Raw genomic sequence first — 17,792 nt, forward strand, 5'->3', positions numbered from 1 at the left:
ATTTATCTGGACACTTGCTGAATTTCTGTCTATTGCTCTAGTCATTGAAATTCATTAGAGTTCGCGTCTCCAGATGCAACCAATTCCTTATTGAGCGCTTTATAAATAAAAAGAAGTGGTGCCTATAAGATTATGTTGTGAAGTTTTTTCTGGAGAAGAATGTTGCTACCAGCAACTCGCTCTTTACGTCAGATGAATGAAAAAGCATGAATTTCAAACATAAAAAGCTAGCTAGTTTAGTGCTTTCCTCAGTACTTCTTTCTGGATGTACTGTACCCGGTAGTCACCTTTCCACAGATGGAAAAAACTTCGTCGAAGACAGCAATGTTAGTCGCACTTCTGATTTCAATGTTTTTCCACTTACACTTGATAAAGTATCTCAACTTAAAAGTTTGGGAATAGAAGCCAAATCCAACCCTGAGCTAGATCGCCAACTTAGCGCTTATGAGTATGAGGTTGGCCCTGGAGATATACTAAACATTACTATTTGGGATCACCCAGAACTAACTATTCCAGCTGGTTCTTATCGCAGCTCTGCTGAAGCGGGTAACTGGGTACATGCTGATGGTACTATCTTCTATCCATATATAGGTATTGTTGAAGTTGCGGGTAAAAACGTTCGTCAAATTCGTGCAGATATTTCTCGTCGATTAGCAAAGTACATAGAAAGTCCTCAAGTGGATGTCAGCGTCGCCGCTTTTCGTTCGAAAAAATCCTACATAACTGGTGAGGTAAATAATCCGGGACAACAACCAATCACCAATATCCCACTTACCTTGTTAGATGCAATTAACCGTGCAGGTGGATTAGCCGAAAACGCCGACTGGAAAAATGTAACACTGACAAGAAACGGCATTGTTGAAAACATATCTCTTTATGCGCTGATGCAAGAAGGCGACCTCACTGAAAATAGGCTACTTCAACCAAGTGATATCATCCATGTGCCAAGAAATGATTCGCAAAAGGTTTTCGTTATGGGTGAAGTTAACGACCCTAAACTACTGAAAATAGATCGCGCTGGCATGAGCCTTACGGAAGCTCTGAGTAACGTTGGCGGTATAAATCAGATATCAGCGGATGCGACAGGTGTATTCGTAATTAGGAGGTCACAAGACGCAGGTTCACTGGGCGACATATATCAACTTGATGTCTCCGATGCGGCAGCGCTCGTTATTGGTACTGAATTTGCTCTCAAACCGTATGACATCGTTTATGTCACTGCGGCGCCTATCAGTCGTTGGAATCGCGTTATTGCACAGCTAGTACCTACCATCTCAGGCTTCAATGAACTTACAGAAGGCGTCCTTCGAGTCAGGACTTGGCCATAGGAAAAGCATTCTGAAGGGCTTGTTTGAACACAAACAAGTCATTCAAACGTTGTCTATAAGAAGGAGCAAAACATGTTTTCGAACATTCTTGTCGTGTGTGTAGGTAATATTTGTCGCTCCCCCACAGGAGAGCGGTTACTACAGCAACTACTCCCAGATAAACAGATTTCTTCGGCGGGTATTGCCGTAGAAAAAAGTCGCCTAACCGGAAAGCCAGCAGATGAAACCGCCAGACTTGTCGCGTCAGAACGTGGTATCTACCTGCTAGACCACAAAGCACAGCAGCTAACCGCTCAGTTGTGCGCAAAGCAAGACCTAATATTGGTGATGGAACAAGGTCATATCGATGCTTTGACGGAGCTGGTACCGGAGGCTAGAGGTAAAGCAATGTTATTTGGTCACTGGATAGGTTCCGTGGATATTCCAGATCCATACAGACAGAGTAGAGAAGCCTTTGAGCATGCATTATCTCTGATTGAAAATGCTGCTCATGCATGGGCAAAAAAATATAAATTCAGATCACTTGGCGAAATAAAAAATAATGGCTAACCAAACAATACAATCATCTGCTCTTGCTGATGATGAGATCGACCTAGGCAAGCTCTTCGGCATATTGATAGACGCGAAATGGTTTATCATCAGCATTACACTCTTTTTTGCAACATTAGGTATCGCGGTCGCGTTGCTATCAACTCCGATTTACAAAGCCGACGCGTTAATACAAATCGAAAAGAAGAGTTCAGGTGGTATCTCGGCGATGGTCGGTGACATGGGAGAACTCTTTTCTGCCGAATCATCTGCAACTACAGAAATTGAAATAATTAAATCGAGAATGATTCTTGGCGATACCGTTGATAAGTTTAACTTAACAACCATTGCCACTCCTGATTGCTTACCTTTTGTTGGTAAAGGTCTAGCACGAATCAACGGTACTCAAAACTACATTTCTTTGACCACGTTTGAAGTACCTCGAACGGCTAGAGGATTATCTCATCAACTGATTGCTACAGACATCGAGAAAGGTCAATTCAGCTTGATGCTTGAAGACCAAATGGTACTTTCTGGTTCAGTTGGTCAACTAATTGAGATGAATGGCTATCGTGTAAAAGTGAACCAGCTCAATGCTCAAAATGAAGATACTTTTACAATAAGTAAAATAAGCAAGTTAGATGCTATCAACAAGTTAGCCTCACAACTTTCTATTTCAGAGAGAGGTAGTCAAACAGGTATTGTATCTCTAAGTATTGAAGGTGAATACCCAGACCACAATCAGCTTGTTTTAAATGATGTTGTTCAAAACTATTTTTTGCAGAATGTTAGAAGAAACTCAGCTGAAGCTGAGCAGAGCCTCAACTTCCTTAAAGGTCATTTACCCGAGATTAAGGACAAGCTAACTATTTCAGAAGATACATTGAACAGTTTTAGACAAGAAAACGAATCTATAGATTTAAATCTCGAAGCACAATCTACTCTAAAAGTGATGGTGGCACTTGAAGCCCAACTTAATGAGCTAACATTTAAAGAAAGTGAAATCAGTCAAAAATTCACCCAAGACCACCCAGCTTATAAATCGCTGTTAGACAAACGTCAGACATTACTGCAAGAGAAAGAGCGTCTTAACAAACAAGTTCAAAAACTGCCAAAAACACAGCGCGAAGTCTTGCGTATGACTCGTGATGTCGAAGTAAACCAGCAAATCTACATCCAACTTTTGAATAAAGTTCAAGAGCTAAATATCATAAAAGCTGGCACCGTGGGTAATGTGCGTATTATTGACAATGCACAATCTTACGCCGTTCCTATTAAGCCGAAAAAACCTTTGATTGTAGTTTTGGCTACTCTTCTTGGAGGCATGGTAGCTGTCGCATTTGTTCTGGTAAAAACCGCATTTCATCGTGGAGTGACTTCTCCTGATGTAATTGAGCAAACTGGAATATCTGTATATGCAAGTGTTCCTAAATCGGCACAACAATTGGAAGTCGCGAACAAGCTAAAACGCAAAAACAACAAAGACTTACTTCTTTTAGCAAATGCCAATCCAGCAGATCTATCAATTGAAGCACTACGTGGACTTCGAACCAGCTTACACTTCGCAATGTTGGAAGCCAAAAACAATGTCTTAATGATTTCAGGCCCAGCGCCTTCCATTGGTAAGACGTTCGTATCAACCAACTTTGCTGCCGTTGCGGCTAAAACGGGTCAAAAAGTCCTTTTGGTGGATGCTGACATGCGAAAAGGTTATTTACAGCAATGTTTTGGTCTCACAGCAGAGCAAGGGTTATCTGACTTACTAAGTGGAAAAATTGATCGAGCAACCGCAATCAAACCAAGTCAAGTTGAAAACTTGGATGTGGTTACTCGCGGTCAAGTACCACCAAATCCATCAGAGCTTTTGATGCATCCACGATTTGTTGAATTTGTAGAACAAGTATCAAAAGAATACGATCTAGTCATCATCGATACACCGCCTGTACTTGCAGTAACGGATCCAAGCATCGTTGGTGCACTTGCTGGCACCACATTGATGGTAGCTCGCTTCGACCAAACGACATTGAAAGAAATTGAGGTAGCACGCGGTCGCTTCGAGCAATCAGGTGTAGAAGTTAAAGGTGTGATTCTCAATGCGGTTGAGAAAAAAGCATCTAACTCATACGGCTATGGATACGGCTACTACAACTACGCGTACAAAAGCGAATCATGAATTAATCTAGATCGCTAATTTGACCAAATATGACAAAGCCCTGCTAGAAACAGCAGGGCTTTTTCTATTGCACTCTTAATTGCTTATACGTCAACAAACTGAGCGAGACAAAGAATATTGGGTCACTCCAACCAAAGCCAACAAACACACCTGTAATACCAGCGTAAGTAGTGATCAACACGCCTAAGAGATTCGTGGCCAACAGCGCTTTGAACAGTTGCTTGGCTGTGTTGCTAGGTTCCACATCACGTAGCATCAAACTCACCGCAGCGATTCCACCTAAAAAGATCGACGTATGTTGCGATAAAAACAGCGCGTATTGGTCGTTAATTTGTACGCCATACATCGGCCACATCATGGTTGGTACAAAAAACAACGCAAAAGCGAATACCGTATATATGACACCATGAACGGTTAGAAAAGTGCGGTTGGTCATCATCTCCTTATCCTCCAATAGGCCCTTGATTGATCGTCGTTAACGGCACATTGATATCGAAGATTTGACCTCGTACTTCGACTACGCCCATTTTTCGTAAGCGTGCGGCATGCATTTCGAGATAAGCTTGCGCCGTGGCTTCATCTTCAAAAAGATAGATACCACCACCGAGTTTGTCTTTTTCGCTTTCCGTCCAAATTTTCCAAATCATGCCCGGTTCTTGGTTAATTGATTTCGCTAAATCGATCAGAGCATTCGACATCTCTTCACCAAACGGACCATGAAATTCAAAATCAACTTGCAATAATTTCGCCATCTTGAGTCTCCTCTTCTTAATTGACTCGCTTTCGATGACAAGATTATTACCTTTATAAAACTGACAAAAAAGTTCATAATTTTGCCATTAACTGTCTAAAAAATTGACTCATGAGACTAAAAACGACCTTAGAACAATGGCAAACGCTACAAGCGATTGATCAAGAAGGTAGCATTCAATCTGCAGCTTTGCTGCTCAACAAGAGCCATACCACATTGATCTACTCGGTGAGGAAGTTAGAAGACCAACTTGGTATTCAACTTATCGAAGTACGAGGGCGCAAAGCAGGTTTGACTGAGCACGGCAAAACCATACTGCGTCGTGCACAATCCATGCTTGAACAAGCGCGGGAACTGGAAGTCATCAGCGAGCAGTTAAAAAGTGGGGTGGAATCTCAAATCACGGTCGCAATAGATCATCTTTGTGACCCTTGTTGGCTTTATGCACCACTCAGTCAATTTTTGGAGGACAACAACACGACCTCCGTTCAAGTGGTTGAAACGTCACTGAGCAAAACAACCGAAATGGTCGTAAATGAGCTCGCTGACATCGCAATCATCAACTTACCGATAACCAACTACCCTGCCGAAGCATTTGGCGTAACAACCATGCTGCCTGTAATCGCAGCACACCATCCACTCGCTAAAAAGCCGCATGTTTCCATCGACGATTTTGCAACCACCAGCCAAATTGTCATCCGTGACTTAGGCAATTCAGACAAAACGAAAAGAGATGTGGGTTGGTTACGCGCACGTCAGCGTATTACCGTCGATAACTTCGACCACGCTTTTCACGCCGTAGAGCAAGGCGCTGGATTTTGTCGGCTACCAGCGCACTTAGTCGCAGCCCGCAAGAGCGATAAAATTAAAGTATTGGAGATCGAACACTCCCATCAATATCAAGTTGCGCTGCACCTCACTTTGCCCAAAGGAGCCAAAAGTGGTCCTGCGACTCAAGCGCTTTATCGTACTTTACTCAAAAGTGTAGAAACTCGAGCCTAGCGACAGTGGTATTGAGTTGAATCGCTAGTGTTATCGCCTATTGATTCTCCCTAAATATAGAGAAACGGCCATTTTGTGACGCTACACTCTCACAAAAGGTTGCACGAAGGATAGCGACCACCTACTATCACTCTGCTCATGCCTAAAGCACCCAACACTCGCGGAAAGAACTCGGTTCACGGCAATATCCTCACCTGCTTGGTTTAGCAGGCACAATCTGTTTTTACCTTCTTTTTAGCTTCTATTTAGGCGAGTGTGGAAGAAATAAGAAAGGTGAAATATGAACTCTACAAATAGCTTCTCGATCAATATCAATCAGCAAAAATCCATTGCTAAAAAAAGGCTCAAAGCTATCCGCCTATACGATGACGCTACGTTGGAGTTAGTTAAGCGATGTCACTCCAAACCAGAATCTTTGGCTCCCAATACAATTCAATTGGCTGACGTTCAACATGCACTCGCAAGAGAACTGGGCTTATCCAGTTGGAGTAGACTAAAAGCTCATATCAAAGAGCTAGAAGCGCACAAACTAGCCATCAAAGAACAAAAACCGTCCCTAGATGCGAAAGTAAAAACGCTACACGTTCGTTGTGGCCACGACATTCAACAACAACTTAAAGCCAGCGGATTTGAAGGGACATTTTTAGCCCTGATCGATCCGCTTTGTATTGGCCCCATACCAGCAACACCGCAGAACTTCCTTGCCATTCGTGCCCAATATGTCGTAGAGACTCTGCTGCCCGTGATGAAGCGTGAAGACTCGGTCCAAGATATAGTCACATTGGAACAATCAAACCTCGATCTGTTGCAAAGTGATGTATTTGAACGAATCGTCTTTTGGGTCGAACATGACAGCTATGATCAATTGATGCTAATTCGTGCTCTAACACTGTTAGAGAATGTAGAGAACAAAGTGATAGAGATCATTGAGTTGAACCAGTTCCCGGGTACTGAGCGATTCATCGGCTTTGGGCAGTTGCCTGAAGAAGCTATTCGTTCTTGTTGGCGATATCGTACACCCGTATCTGCTAAGTTATTGAGCCAAGCAAAGCAGTGTTGGCAAGCAGTGTCATGTTCCTCACCAAAAGCTATCGTCAGTTTGATAGAGCAACATCAACTGGATTGCTTACCGAACATGTCCGATGTGCTTAGGCGTCTCTTGCAAGAACTGCCTCATACCAATAGCGGTTTGAGCATGACTCAACAGCTTGCTTTAAATGTATTGAGTTCACAGCGTTCACCCATCTCTGTAACAGAGTGGTTCAAGCGGTATCAGCAAATTGAACCGCTACCTTTTTTAGGTGATGTCATGTTTTACGCCCTACTGTTTCCACTGACTCAATCCGAAGTGCCGCTTTTCGCTATCGACTCAGTAGAGAAAAATTGGTGGGAACAAAAAGTTACTTTGACCGAATTTGGCAAAGCGTGTTTAACAGGCCAAAAGCGAGCAAAGCAATGTTACTGGGTGGGCGGAGTGCGAATAAGCGAACATAATCATTGGCGTTGGGATCACCAACGCACCTCCACACTATCTCACTACAAAAAATCGTAATTACGCAACCTTGAGCTGTGATGCTATTGACTGTAGTGAGCATTAGCATCGCCGTCTAGATCCAAATACTATTACGACCTATCACCTATTTCACACTGCATAAACCGTAACTATTTATGCAAAAATCAGTTTTCGCCTCGAAGATATGCACATCATTCCTTATTTAACCGAAATGTAAGAATTCATTTCTATCGGTTGTATGTTCGATAAAAGTGTTAAAACTCGAAGTTTTCAACCAGCCACTTCGTTACAATTTAGTTAAAGTTCTATTTTTTATAGTGACAAAGTTCACATCTATTAATCAATCAGAGGATTATTCTTTCGTATTTTCCCACTCCACTGCTACTCTGCTCGCCGCTTTGAAGTGAACTCAAGGTGCATAACTATAAGGAGTGTTCTCATGAATACCAAGAAACCGATGTCGCTCACCAGCCGAGTAATTTTAGGTATGGTAGCGGGTATCTTGACAGGATTTGCAATTCGCACACTTTTTGCCGACAACGGATTTGTCGACGCATACATCGTTAATGGATTATTTGAAGTTGGTGGGCAGATCTTCGTCGCCAGCTTAAAAATGCTTGTCGTACCACTAGTGTTTGTTTCACTGGTTTGCGGCACGAGCTCTCTAAAAGACCTTTCTACATTGGGTCGCATGGGTGGTAAAACCCTTGCTTTCTATATAGCAACGACCGCTATCGCTATCACACTTGCGCTTACAATGGGCACGCTATTCCAACCGGGAGCTGGCGCTGATCTGACAGCAGCAAGCTCATTTAAGTCGGCAGAGGCGCCTTCTTTGGGTCAAGTGATCATCGATATGTTCCCAACCAACCCAATCAGCGCGATGGCAGAAGGTAAAACCCTGCAAGTGATCGTGTTTGCGGTTCTGTTTGGTGTCGCGATCAGCGCAGCAGGTAAGCCTGGTGAGCGAATTGCAGCATTCTTCTCTGATCTAAACGAAGTGATCATGAAGCTTGTAGCAATTTTGATGAACCTAGCTCCATATGGCGTGTTCTTCTTGATGGCGAAGTTGTTTACTGGTCTTGGCTTAAGTGCCATCGTCAACCTAGCCGAGTACTTTGTTGTGTTAGCGGGCACACTATTGCTTCACGGCCTAGTGACTTACAGTCTAATGCTAAAAGGCTTTACTGGCCTTAGCCCAGTTACGTTCCTACGTAAGATGGAAGACGCAATCATGTTTGCCTTCTCAACGGCATCATCAAACGCGACCATTCCAGTGACAATGGAAACAGCAAAACACCGCATGGGCGTAGATAACCGTATTTCATCATTCACTGTTCCTCTAGGTGCAACCGTGAATATGGACGGCACAGCCATCATGCAAGGTGTCGCAACCGCGTTTATTGCTCAAGCATTCAATATTGATTTGAGCATGGGCGATTACATGATGGTTATCATGACCGCAACACTTGCGTCTATTGGTACTGCGGGTGTTCCTGGGGTGGGTCTTGTCATGCTTGCTATGGTATTGAACCAAGTTGGTCTGCCGCTTGAAGGTATCGCGCTCATCATGGGTGTTGACCGTCTACTTGATATGATTCGTACTGCGGTAAACATTACTGGTGACAGTGCTGTGACCGTCATCGTTGCGAAATCAGAAGGCGCATTGGATGAAGCTCGCTTCAACGACCCAATGGCAGGCGTTGCCGAAGAAGAAGTGCATCTTAAACGCGCTGACGCCTAAATCGTTCTACGATTAAATTATCCTGTCTAAGCGAAAACCACCTAATTGTAAGGTGGTTTTTTCGTTTCCAATCAAACGTCAAAAGGGTTAAGTTACAATTATAATTGCTCCTAGACTTCTCTTAGTTACGAATCAGCAAGTAGCTAGACTAAGATAATAACTCTTCTGAATAGTTAGGATTCCTCATCCATTATTATCAATTTGAAAGTGATATAACAGACATTTTCATAATAGCGAGATGCAAATTCCATTATTAAGTTAAAGCTCAAAACCAAATGGTGATAGATAGTAGTCTGATAATTAAGTTTGCACTAAGATACTCACATCATAAATTCATGTTTAAAAGTAGTATTTTTTTATTCACTTTCTCATTTTCAATACTTACATTAGGTTTTAACGAAAGTATGTTCGGTTTTTTTAATAAATTTAAATATACATTAAGCCCAGAGATAAAGGGCACTTTAGTTGTTGATAAAACGCCTCTAGAAAATGTCACCGTCTACTTGGAAGCGAGTTTTTTAAAGAATACTTACAAGAGAAGTTCAACCACCAATGAGTTAGGTGAATTTAATTTCAAACCTGTCATACATTCTCAAAGATTCAAAGAATCAGCTTTGAATCAAACATATTCATATATAGGTATATATACCTATATAAATGAAGAAAAGAAATATATTTGGGAGTCCCAGTTAAACTACGTTTCACCACCTATATTTATAGAAGACAACCTAAGTAACCTTTACTGTGAAATTGAAAACAAAGAATTCCGGTACTTTTTCAAGAATATCAACCTAGATAATGCTCGAGATCTAATGGTTATTAGCAACTGCAATTTAAATGGATTTTTATATAAAACAGAGTTTACGGAGGATACGTAATGCCGTCTTTAACACCAAAACTTGCATCAGAGATCGCGAACATACCGTATGGAGTATACCAGGGACGAGGGAGACTAGCCTTTATGGGACAAGACGGTTTTGAAAAACACTTTGTATTTTCGCAGCAAGATGTTTTTAGTGGCCGAACTGGAGGTATAACAGGATTAGATCGTATCCCATTGTTTAGAAAAGTGATACCTGGTGTAATGAGAACATCTGAAGCGTTTGCGGTAATTGGAGTTGGAAAAGGAAAATATAAGGGAGATTTAGTAATTTCCATTAGAGGGACACAAAATGCCAATGATTGGGTAACTAACCTAAATGTAGGCCTCAAAGGCGCTCCAAATGGCTCTATTGCTCACTCTGGGTTTATTAATTCATTTTCAAGCATCAAACCTAGTATTAAACAGTATTTACAGCAATGCCAACGTTTACCTAGACGTGTTCACTGTGTTGGGCATAGTTTAGGAGGGGCTCTGGCTTCATTATGTTCTGATTGGCTTAGAGAAGAGTATTCATTAAGAGTGAATTTATATACTTTTGGCGCACCTAGAGTAGGTTTAGAACAATATTCCCGTAAATCTAGTAAAAGTAACGACAAAGTATACCGCTGTACTCATGGCGCAGATCCTGTACCTAAAGTACCTGTCTGGCCATTTATTCATGCACCACACAATGGAGATGAGTACCGCTTAGACGCTAGTACTGGCTTTAATATAAGTGCTCATAGTATGTCTAGCGAAACAAATTTAGGGTATTTAGATAATGCTAACTCCGAAACGTGGGGAGCGATAAAAGTCAGGTCTAACAAATACTTGTATACACCTACTAGATTTAAGTTTGAGCACAGAAACCAAGCATCATTTACAGAGTATTGGTCAGAAAGAATTCAATCAGCCTTAATAACCTTATTAAAAGATTCAGGCTTGTTTTCAGCAATAGCAGTCCAAGCTACAGTATCAACTGGAATGACATTTTATGACATACTCGCCAGAAATATAGAAAAAGTAGCTAAAGCATCTAAAGTAAGAGAATCACAAGTCAAAGGGCTGTTAGGTCATATGTTGGTGTTTATTGGAAAACCAGTAACAGCAATTGAAGATATGTCTGCAAAGTTTATTAGAAATGTTTTTCTTATGGTATTTGGAAAACTATATCGAGCAGCACAAATGGCTATAAGTGCGGTAAAATAAATTCTCAACTTAATCCGCCATCGAATTCAGTTTTTCTCTGGCTTGTGCTTCGTGTTCTTTAGTGATGGCATTGCCGACAGAGTTAGCGGCTAACGTAAGCGCTGCCATGTCATCGGTAAAGCCGACGCCTGCTAGTACATCTGGCACCATATCGGTTGGTAATACGAAGTAAGCCAACGCGCCACCTAAAATCGCCTTATGGCGAACGGCGGTGTTGGAATCTGTCATCGCGAGCCATGATTTTATGCCCATTACGGCAATTTCTTCACCCGCTTTCTTAACCGACCCTTTCATTTTGCGCCAGAAGGTTTTCTCATCTGGCGCTTGCATCGTTTGATCTTTGGCGTCTTTCGGCGCCGATTTTACAGACATTGTTGTGGTCATCGTTGCCTCCGAAATTTATGACTGTGGCCAACATATTAATAAATCGAACCTGAACGCAAGATTAATAACAAGAAATGATAGTAAAGTGAAACAAAAACACAGATAGAAAAATCCCCAAACCGAAGTCTGGGGATCGTGATGTTGGGAACTAAGTTGTCGAGTGCACTACTGAGCTATCTTCTCCAGTACACGTATCAGCATTTTGATACGTGGTTCGATAGACTCAAGCAACAAGTACTCTTGGTCACTGTGGAAACCTGCACCGATAGGTCCTAGACCATCCAAAGTTGGAACTCCAAGAATTGCCGTATTGTTTGCATCAGAGCCGCCACCCACTTCTTTCCAGTTGATGTCGATAGCCAGTTCACTTGCTGCTTCTTCAACTAATGCCATCAAGCTTTCAGTTTGCGCGCTTGGCACCATAGAAGGTTTATAAGCTTCACGTACCAACTCGATGCTAACGCCATCAACGAATGGTGTTTCCAGCATGCCGTTTAGCTTGCTATCGACATCATCGTATTCTTCGTTGCTCCAGAAACGTATATCCACAATCGCTTCAGCGTGCTCAGGGACGATGTTCGCGCCGTTACCGCCAGAAACAATACCGACATTCAGCGTGGTACCAGATTCAAAGTTGGTCATTGCATTGACAGCCAGAATCCAGTTCGCCATCTCGGTAATTGCACTGCGGCCATTTTCTGGCTCGTTGCCAGCGTGGGCTGCAATGCCATTAAACGTGATTTTATAACGCGCCATGCCTTTGCGCGCTTTGACTAAACCACCGTCTGCACGTGCTGCTTCTGCCACCAATACGTTTTTCGCGTTTTTTGCAACAGATTGAATCCAGTCGACCGAATCTAACGATCCGGTTTCTTCGTCTGGGTTCATGCAGATACAAATTGACAGTTTATCCAACACCGCTTGGTCGAGGTTACGCATCGCGTACACAATATTCAGCAAGCCAGATTTCATGTCCGAGACACCCGGACCGTACGCTTTTTCAGCGTCTTGAGACATAGGACGTAACTCTGCGGTACCGACAGGGAACACGGTATCCATGTGACCAATCAGCATCACGTCAACTTGCTCAGCCTCAGGCTTGTTTCGAACTTCAAGACCGATGCCCGCTCTGCCACAGTCGATGCGTTTTACGCTCCAACCAGACATCACTTGGTACTTCTCTTCAAATTGAGAAGCGATGAACTCAATGCCATCAGTCGTGTACGTGCCACAATCGACATTGATGAGAGGACGAAGTTCTTCGAGATATTCATTGAGAGAAAACTGCATGATTGCCCCCTAAACAAACAAGTTCATGACTAGCATTGCGCCAAATGCGTTCAATACGGAAATCGCAATCATGATTGGGATGTAACGACCTTCAGTACCGATAGGTCCCATAATTCGACCCATGTACTGAACCTGTGAGCCCATTAGGTAAATTGCAGGTGCAAGAATCGCGATGTGCGTACCGTTCAAGATGCCTTGGTCAAACAATGTGATAACCACGCCAACTGCGCCGCCCATCGACATCCAAGCACCAATCAGCACCGCAGCCGCTTCACCTGGCAAACCAAAAACCGCCATTACTGGAGAAAATACCGAGCCCATCAAATCCAACGCGCCAGTAATCTGCAACGCCTTAATGATGACAAACGCCATAAGAACGTTAGGCACGGTTGATGTTGTCGCAATAACCCAGCCTTTTTTAGCGCCTTCAACGAAAATATCCGTCACCATCGGCTTACTTACTTTTACGTCACTCATTACGCCGTCTCCTCTTTTAAGTTCTCAGATTTGCTTTTCTCTTGCTTGTCTTCTTTACCTTCTGTGATGTTTAGGTAGATACGGAATAAGTTCGCACCCACGATTTTAAACAAGAACATCACCACAACCGCCAAACCAATAGAAGACGTTACGGCAAGCGAGCCATCCGCCATCGTCAACGTAAACAGCACCGCCCCTGAGGAGAAAAAGTTAACAATGGTGGCACCAGCGGTGAACTGGAACATAGTGAACACATCGGTTTCGCGTTTGGTGAGATGGCCTTCATCTTTAAGCTGACGAGTCATCGCCGCGCCCGCGTCGGTACTTTGCAGCGAAGCGATAAGAGCCAAACCAGAGTTACCCGGAATCCCCATAATTGGACGAAGAAGCGGCGTTAACAGTTTGCGTGCCGCTTCTAGTGCGCCATAGTGCTCAAGTACATTGATCATACCCAGTGCGAACATAACGGTAGGAATCAAAGTAAGTGCAAAAATGAAACCGTCACGTGCACCGCTACCACCAGTACCACGAAGCGACGTTGTTGCAACTTGCACACCGTCAGCCGTTTCGGTGACACCATAAGCCACCTTGCCAAAAGAGCCATTCAACGTGGTGAAATCAAATACGCCATACCATTCGTTCGATTGCATGAGACCAGAAAAGAAGACGACCGCAAACGCCAGTGCAACGTAGCACCCCAGCGTAACCTTGCGCTCGGTTTGAACAGGATTTTTCATAACATTACCTACACATGTGGGACAGGACACATATGTTCACCCGAATAATGTGCTAGAGAGATGATCAAAATCAATCCGCCTGCCGAACATTCTGGCGACTCTGTTATGAAGTTTTGTTTTATGATTTTAATCACATTTGAAAGATAATAAAAATTTGTGCTAACAATTAGGTATATTAATCTATATCGATACCTCAGGACTTCTTCATCAATCCGACCAATGATTCCAACGAATATTGCTTTCTACAACATTCATGACGTACTTCATACTTTGGCATTGAGGCGATATCGATTAACTCGAAAGTAACATTCCATAATGAAATTTAGGTTAGGATTGTCCGGTCATATGCAAACGGCATAAACCAGAATCAACAGGACTAGGCAGCCCATTGTTACGCTCACAACCTAAAATAGCCAAGTGGACACTCGCCCTCGTGTTTTGGGTGGTGATGGTATGTTTGAGCCAAAACTCCGGCTTCTCGAAAAGCTGCCCTAAGGCTCACCAAATACAGAGTCAGCAAAATGAAAGCGTGAATTTATCACCATCTTGCGACCTTTCAGAGAAGCTGGTTCAAGCGTACCAACACCAGTTTGATCATATTCTTATTCCATTTTTTCTGTTTGCTTTGATTGTGGCGCTGCCGATGGCATCCACAGCAATTCGTTATCTGGAATACACAGAACCGATACGGGAAAAGTATCGGGTTCACCTAAAACTTTGCGTGTTTAGAGAATAAACCCAGCAAGGCGAGAAACCCGCTCGCCTGACTTTTGTACGTATTTTATTCACTTCACACAACAAACAACGAAATCTAAAAGTTTTAGGAAATATTATGACATTCACTCGTACACTTTTGGCGTTAACGATGGCTATCGTACCTGCCGTATCTTTCGCATCAGAAAAGACCTTAGAACAAAAGCTAGAGGAAATTACTCAGATACTAAAAGAGAACCCTCAAATTCTTGATTCATTGCACCAAAACCTGCAAGAGTACATTGCGTATCAACAGTCATTTGGCGACACCTTGAAGGAGGTTCGTCAATATCTAAATGATGGCAAACATTCCTCTTTTGGAGCTGAAACCCCAGAGTTAACCATTATTAACGTAACGGACTACAGTTGCCCTTTTTGTAAACGTTTAGAAGGAGAACTGGTCAAAGTTGGTAAGGAATATCCGCAGATAAAAGTGCTTAACCTCAATGTCTCTTTTAAAGAACAATACGAGAAAAACGGCTACAACTCGGCAAGTTACGCATTAAATGTTTGGCAAAACCAGCGAGATAAGTACGAACAAGTGCATGAGTTATTGGTGAAAAAACCGGGCGCACATGATGCACGTTCGTTAAAACAGATCGCGAAGAAAACGGGGACAGAAGCGCAGCTTGTCGACGACAAAGAAACCAAAGCGCTGCTTGATAAAAACTATCAGTATTTCACGCAACTTGGTTTACGCGGCACGCCCGCGTTGATCATTAATGATCAGATCATTCCTGGTTATGTGCCGTTTGACGAGCTAGAAAAAGTCATCGACCAAGAACTGGCGAACTAAAACAACAGAGCCCTTCCCTGATAACTCAAGGAAGGGCTTTATATTTACCGACATAAAGAGCGTTTAGTTACTTTTCACGTCCAACAAACGCCACGACGACTTTGTCATTGCCAAGCGAACGAGAGAAAACGTACGCGCCTTCCTGTTCAATAACTCGATGCTGACCTGCGCCAATGGCAGGGTGTGCTTGACGGAACTGACCAAGGGTTTGCCAGTGTTTCAGCAAAGCTTGTTTGTCATCCGATAGCTTCCAAACCATGTCTGAACGTGTGCCTTGGTGGAAATCATCCGCGTAAGGGCCAATGTTACGGCCTACTTCATCGCCATAATAAACCTGAACCGCTCCTGGGCTAAGGAGCAATGCGTTCGCGGCGTTACGTTGCATGCCGTAATCTTTAAAACGTGAGAAGAACAACTCCGTATCGTGAGAAGACATGTAACTGACTGGGTTGAAGTCTTTCTCGTTCGCGATAGTGTCCGCATAGCTTTGGTAAGTGTCTGCCATTTGGCTAAAGCACGCCGCGCCTTTGTCTAGCTTCTTCTGCATATCGAAGTTGATCAACGCGTCAAAACCATCATCGAAATAAGGGCTGCGATACGCGGTGTGTCCCCAGACTTCGCCCATCATCCAGAACGGCTGACCTGATTTGCCATTTTCTTTACGCCATTGTTCTAGGCTGTTCGATGCCTCCTCTTTTAGACGCTGCCAAACTTCACCTTCGACGTGTTTCACCGTATCGACGCGATAACCATCAATGCCAAAGCGTTTCACCCAGTCAGTTTGCCATTCAATCAAGTAATCCGAGACGGTGTAATTGTCACGAGCTTCTACGCGAGTGCCAGGGTTATTCAACAACCATTGCGGCGGCGTGACGGTTTTATTGGATTCAGTGATGAAATCTGGCAAGCCAGCAAGAGACATCGTAATATCGCTACTGCCAGGAGCTGGGTAACCCGGCAAACCGGTTCTTACCCAATCGCCGCCCCACCACTTCGCCCAGTTCGGACTCTGATAATCAATATTCTGGTGGTAGCTATGCCAATTTTCGCCTGCTTTTGGTTGCCAGTCGCCCCATTTCTTGGGCAGTTCGGCATTAGGCTTTAACACATCGATACCGTCGAACTGTAGATCTGCCAATGTTGAGTAACCAGAATGGTTGATAACCGCATCCATCAAGACTTTGAGGCCACGCTTGTGCGCCTCTTCCACCAGCGTTTTTAAATCTTCTTCGTTACCGAAGTTCTCATCAATCTTGGTGAAATCGCGCGTCCAGTAGCCATGGTAAGCATAAAACGGGAATGAGCCACTATCACCACCACCGACAAAGCCGTGCACTTGTTCAACGATTGGCGACAACCAAATCGCGTCTGTACCTAGGCTCTTGATGTAATCCAATTTCTCAATTACACCTTTAAGGTCACCGCCGTGGAACGTGCCAACTTCATCTTTGCCGTCTTTTTTACGACCATAACTGTTATCGTTACTTGCGTCTGCGTTGTTGAAACGGTCAACCATTACGAAGTAAATGTTTGCATTTCGGTAATCAAATGGCACCGCTTCTTTGGTTTTCTGCACAGGCTCTAGCAGCACTAGGCCGCCAGAGTCTTTACTTGGCGTCAGTGATACTTTCTGCTCTTTCACTTCAACCATTTGACCTGAATAAGCATCGCGTAGCTTGGTGCCTTCAGGAAAGCTATCCCCCAGAGCGATCGTCACTTCACCGCCTTGGTAGACTTCACATTGTACTTGCGGGATCGGGCGTTTAAATTCGGTTTTTGCTGCTTTTTTCGGCTCTCGCTTAAACAGCAACGTCTTAACCACATCGTCATAAGCGAAGGAATAGTCACCAGTAAAGCGAACTTTGAGTGGCAGTTCGGTCGGCTTGCCACAATTTAGCGCGATAGGTTTATTGAACTTCACTTTCTGACCATCAGGTGCAACGCAGTCGCCTTCAACGCCCGTGATTTTAAGCGTGTATCCGTCTTTGGTTAGAGGCACAACCAAAGGCTGCTCTGCACTTAGCGGGAAGTCACGGCTGTTGGTCGTGGTAGAAATGGTGATGTTAGGCTCGGCGATGGCACTTGCCGACGCAAGCAGTAAAGTAGTGGTAATCAGGTTCAGTTTCATCGTTCAGTCCATTGGCAGCACAGGGTAACCATGCACATTTATTAGTTTTATTCACACTAATTGTGCCTAGATAAGAAACTGAACACATCATTCTAACTGCCTACGCCCCAAAGGTTG

At 43.5% G+C, this 17,792-nt stretch carries 17 protein-coding genes; 10 read left to right on the forward strand and 7 right to left on the reverse strand.

Annotated elements, in window-relative coordinates:
- Positions 1 to 206 precede the first annotated feature (206 nt).
- The 3 genes from OU793_RS01675 (at position 207) to OU793_RS01685 (ending at position 4,029) form a co-directional block, all read left to right on the forward strand.
- Positions 207 to 1,328 carry a polysaccharide export protein gene (locus tag OU793_RS01675; protein WP_025541783.1) on the forward strand — a complete coding sequence of 374 codons (1,122 nt, stop codon included), beginning with the start codon at positions 207 to 209 and terminating at the stop codon, positions 1,326 to 1,328.
- Positions 1,329 to 1,400: 72 nt separating this feature from the next.
- A complete protein-coding gene (locus tag OU793_RS01680) occupies positions 1,401 to 1,877 on the forward strand; it encodes a low molecular weight protein-tyrosine-phosphatase (protein ID WP_031830954.1) in 477 nt (158 codons plus the stop codon).
- Positions 1,870 to 4,029: a polysaccharide biosynthesis tyrosine autokinase gene (locus tag OU793_RS01685; RefSeq protein WP_159404233.1), complete on the forward strand. Its 2,160-nt coding sequence runs from the start codon at positions 1,870 to 1,872 to the stop codon at positions 4,027 to 4,029. The genes OU793_RS01680 and OU793_RS01685 overlap by 8 nt, the downstream gene beginning before the upstream one ends.
- A gap of 64 nt (positions 4,030 to 4,093) precedes the next feature.
- On the opposite strand, the gene OU793_RS01690 is transcribed toward OU793_RS01685, so the two are convergent.
- Together OU793_RS01690 and OU793_RS01695 are read right to left on the reverse strand one after the other, a co-directional pair.
- Positions 4,094 to 4,465, reverse strand: a complete 372-nt coding sequence (locus tag OU793_RS01690) for a hypothetical protein (protein ID WP_031855359.1) — start codon at positions 4,463 to 4,465, stop codon at positions 4,094 to 4,096.
- A gap of 7 nt (positions 4,466 to 4,472) precedes the next feature.
- On the reverse strand, positions 4,473 to 4,781 hold the full coding sequence (locus tag OU793_RS01695; RefSeq protein ID WP_021452923.1) for a monooxygenase: 309 nt from the start codon (positions 4,779 to 4,781) through the stop codon (positions 4,473 to 4,475).
- 110 nt (positions 4,782 to 4,891) lie between these two features.
- On the opposite strand from OU793_RS01695, the gene OU793_RS01700 reads away from it, so the two are divergent.
- The 5 genes from OU793_RS01700 to OU793_RS01720 all read left to right on the forward strand — a co-directional run bounded on the left by OU793_RS01700 (position 4,892) and on the right by OU793_RS01720 (position 11,110).
- Positions 4,892 to 5,782, forward strand: coding sequence for a LysR family transcriptional regulator (locus OU793_RS01700; RefSeq protein ID WP_015313639.1), 891 nt, complete (start codon positions 4,892 to 4,894; stop codon positions 5,780 to 5,782).
- A gap of 280 nt (positions 5,783 to 6,062) precedes the next feature.
- Positions 6,063 to 7,334, forward strand: coding sequence for a DUF1835 domain-containing protein (locus OU793_RS01705; protein WP_159404234.1), 1,272 nt, complete (start codon positions 6,063 to 6,065; stop codon positions 7,332 to 7,334).
- A gap of 400 nt (positions 7,335 to 7,734) precedes the next feature.
- Positions 7,735 to 9,039 carry a dicarboxylate/amino acid:cation symporter gene (locus tag OU793_RS01710; RefSeq protein WP_140104013.1) on the forward strand — a complete coding sequence of 435 codons (1,305 nt, stop codon included), beginning with the start codon at positions 7,735 to 7,737 and terminating at the stop codon, positions 9,037 to 9,039.
- Positions 9,040 to 9,443: 404 nt separating this feature from the next.
- A complete protein-coding gene (locus OU793_RS01715) occupies positions 9,444 to 9,917 on the forward strand; it encodes a DUF6795 domain-containing protein (protein ID WP_236578056.1) in 474 nt (157 codons plus the stop codon).
- 83 nt (positions 9,918 to 10,000) lie between these two features.
- A complete protein-coding gene (locus OU793_RS01720) occupies positions 10,001 to 11,110 on the forward strand; it encodes a lipase family protein (RefSeq protein ID WP_236578057.1) in 1,110 nt (369 codons plus the stop codon).
- Positions 11,111 to 11,119: 9 nt separating this feature from the next.
- Here the strand turns inward: OU793_RS01720 and OU793_RS01725 are convergent, their stop codons facing one another.
- The 4 genes from OU793_RS01725 to OU793_RS01740 all read right to left on the reverse strand — a co-directional run bounded on the left by OU793_RS01725 (position 11,120) and on the right by OU793_RS01740 (position 13,998).
- Positions 11,120 to 11,494: a YkvA family protein gene (locus tag OU793_RS01725; RefSeq protein ID WP_005458336.1), complete on the reverse strand. Its 375-nt coding sequence runs from the start codon at positions 11,492 to 11,494 to the stop codon at positions 11,120 to 11,122.
- A 165-nt stretch (positions 11,495 to 11,659) separates the two neighbouring features.
- Complete coding sequence (locus OU793_RS01730) at positions 11,660 to 12,784, reverse strand: M20 family metallopeptidase (protein ID WP_140103710.1); 1,125 nt, start codon at positions 12,782 to 12,784, stop codon at positions 11,660 to 11,662.
- A gap of 9 nt (positions 12,785 to 12,793) precedes the next feature.
- On the reverse strand, positions 12,794 to 13,261 hold the full coding sequence (locus tag OU793_RS01735; RefSeq protein ID WP_005458317.1) for a YjiG family protein: 468 nt from the start codon (positions 13,259 to 13,261) through the stop codon (positions 12,794 to 12,796).
- On the reverse strand, positions 13,261 to 13,998 hold the full coding sequence (locus OU793_RS01740; RefSeq protein WP_005458324.1) for a nucleoside recognition domain-containing protein: 738 nt from the start codon (positions 13,996 to 13,998) through the stop codon (positions 13,261 to 13,263). The genes OU793_RS01735 and OU793_RS01740 overlap by 1 nt, the downstream gene beginning before the upstream one ends.
- A 448-nt stretch (positions 13,999 to 14,446) precedes the next feature.
- Here OU793_RS01740 and OU793_RS01745 point away from each other — a divergent pair, with 448 nt between their 5' ends.
- Together OU793_RS01745 and OU793_RS01750 are read left to right on the forward strand one after the other, a co-directional pair.
- Positions 14,447 to 14,734: a hypothetical protein gene (locus tag OU793_RS01745; protein WP_005484669.1), complete on the forward strand. Its 288-nt coding sequence runs from the start codon at positions 14,447 to 14,449 to the stop codon at positions 14,732 to 14,734.
- 96 nt (positions 14,735 to 14,830) lie between these two features.
- The gene (locus tag OU793_RS01750) at positions 14,831 to 15,547 is read left to right on the forward strand and encodes a DsbA family protein (protein WP_140103709.1); all 717 of its coding nucleotides are present in this window, start codon (positions 14,831 to 14,833) and stop codon (positions 15,545 to 15,547) included.
- Positions 15,548 to 15,614: 67 nt separating this feature from the next.
- On the opposite strand, the gene OU793_RS01755 is transcribed toward OU793_RS01750, so the two are convergent.
- On the reverse strand, positions 15,615 to 17,675 hold the full coding sequence (locus tag OU793_RS01755) for an alpha-amylase (protein WP_140103708.1): 2,061 nt from the start codon (positions 17,673 to 17,675) through the stop codon (positions 15,615 to 15,617).
- Between the last annotated feature and the right edge of the window lie 117 nt (positions 17,676 to 17,792).

The organism is Vibrio sp. VP6 (assembly GCF_028823755.1).
Lineage (GTDB): Bacteria > Pseudomonadota > Gammaproteobacteria > Enterobacterales > Vibrionaceae > Vibrio > Vibrio parahaemolyticus.

Excerpts from the sequence above, each read along its gene's own strand:
- OU793_RS01715 (WP_236578056.1), top strand. The coding sequence starts at position 9,444 with ATGTTCGGTTTTTTTAATAAATTTAAATATACATTAAGCCCAGAGATA.
- OU793_RS01700 (WP_015313639.1), top strand. The coding sequence starts at position 4,892 with ATGAGACTAAAAACGACCTTAGAACAATGGCAAACGCTACAAGCGATT.
- OU793_RS01720 (WP_236578057.1), top strand. The coding sequence starts at position 10,001 with ATGGGACAAGACGGTTTTGAAAAACACTTTGTATTTTCGCAGCAAGAT.
- OU793_RS01745 (WP_005484669.1), top strand. The coding sequence starts at position 14,447 with ATGGTATGTTTGAGCCAAAACTCCGGCTTCTCGAAAAGCTGCCCTAAG.
- OU793_RS01735 (WP_005458317.1), bottom strand. The coding sequence starts at position 13,261 with ATGAGTGACGTAAAAGTAAGTAAGCCGATGGTGACGGATATTTTCGTT.
- OU793_RS01675 (WP_025541783.1), top strand. The coding sequence starts at position 207 with ATGAATTTCAAACATAAAAAGCTAGCTAGTTTAGTGCTTTCCTCAGTA.
- OU793_RS01695 (WP_021452923.1), bottom strand. The coding sequence starts at position 4,781 with ATGGCGAAATTATTGCAAGTTGATTTTGAATTTCATGGTCCGTTTGGT.
- OU793_RS01705 (WP_159404234.1), top strand. The coding sequence starts at position 6,063 with ATGAACTCTACAAATAGCTTCTCGATCAATATCAATCAGCAAAAATCC.
- OU793_RS01710 (WP_140104013.1), top strand. The coding sequence starts at position 7,735 with ATGAATACCAAGAAACCGATGTCGCTCACCAGCCGAGTAATTTTAGGT.
- OU793_RS01690 (WP_031855359.1), bottom strand. The coding sequence starts at position 4,465 with ATGACCAACCGCACTTTTCTAACCGTTCATGGTGTCATATATACGGTA.
- OU793_RS01755 (WP_140103708.1), bottom strand. The coding sequence starts at position 17,675 with ATGAAACTGAACCTGATTACCACTACTTTACTGCTTGCGTCGGCAAGT.
- OU793_RS01725 (WP_005458336.1), bottom strand. The coding sequence starts at position 11,494 with ATGACCACAACAATGTCTGTAAAATCGGCGCCGAAAGACGCCAAAGAT.
- OU793_RS01750 (WP_140103709.1), top strand. The coding sequence starts at position 14,831 with ATGACATTCACTCGTACACTTTTGGCGTTAACGATGGCTATCGTACCT.
- OU793_RS01740 (WP_005458324.1), bottom strand. The coding sequence starts at position 13,998 with ATGAAAAATCCTGTTCAAACCGAGCGCAAGGTTACGCTGGGGTGCTAC.
- OU793_RS01730 (WP_140103710.1), bottom strand. The coding sequence starts at position 12,784 with ATGCAGTTTTCTCTCAATGAATATCTCGAAGAACTTCGTCCTCTCATC.
- OU793_RS01685 (WP_159404233.1), top strand. The coding sequence starts at position 1,870 with ATGGCTAACCAAACAATACAATCATCTGCTCTTGCTGATGATGAGATC.
- OU793_RS01680 (WP_031830954.1), top strand. The coding sequence starts at position 1,401 with ATGTTTTCGAACATTCTTGTCGTGTGTGTAGGTAATATTTGTCGCTCC.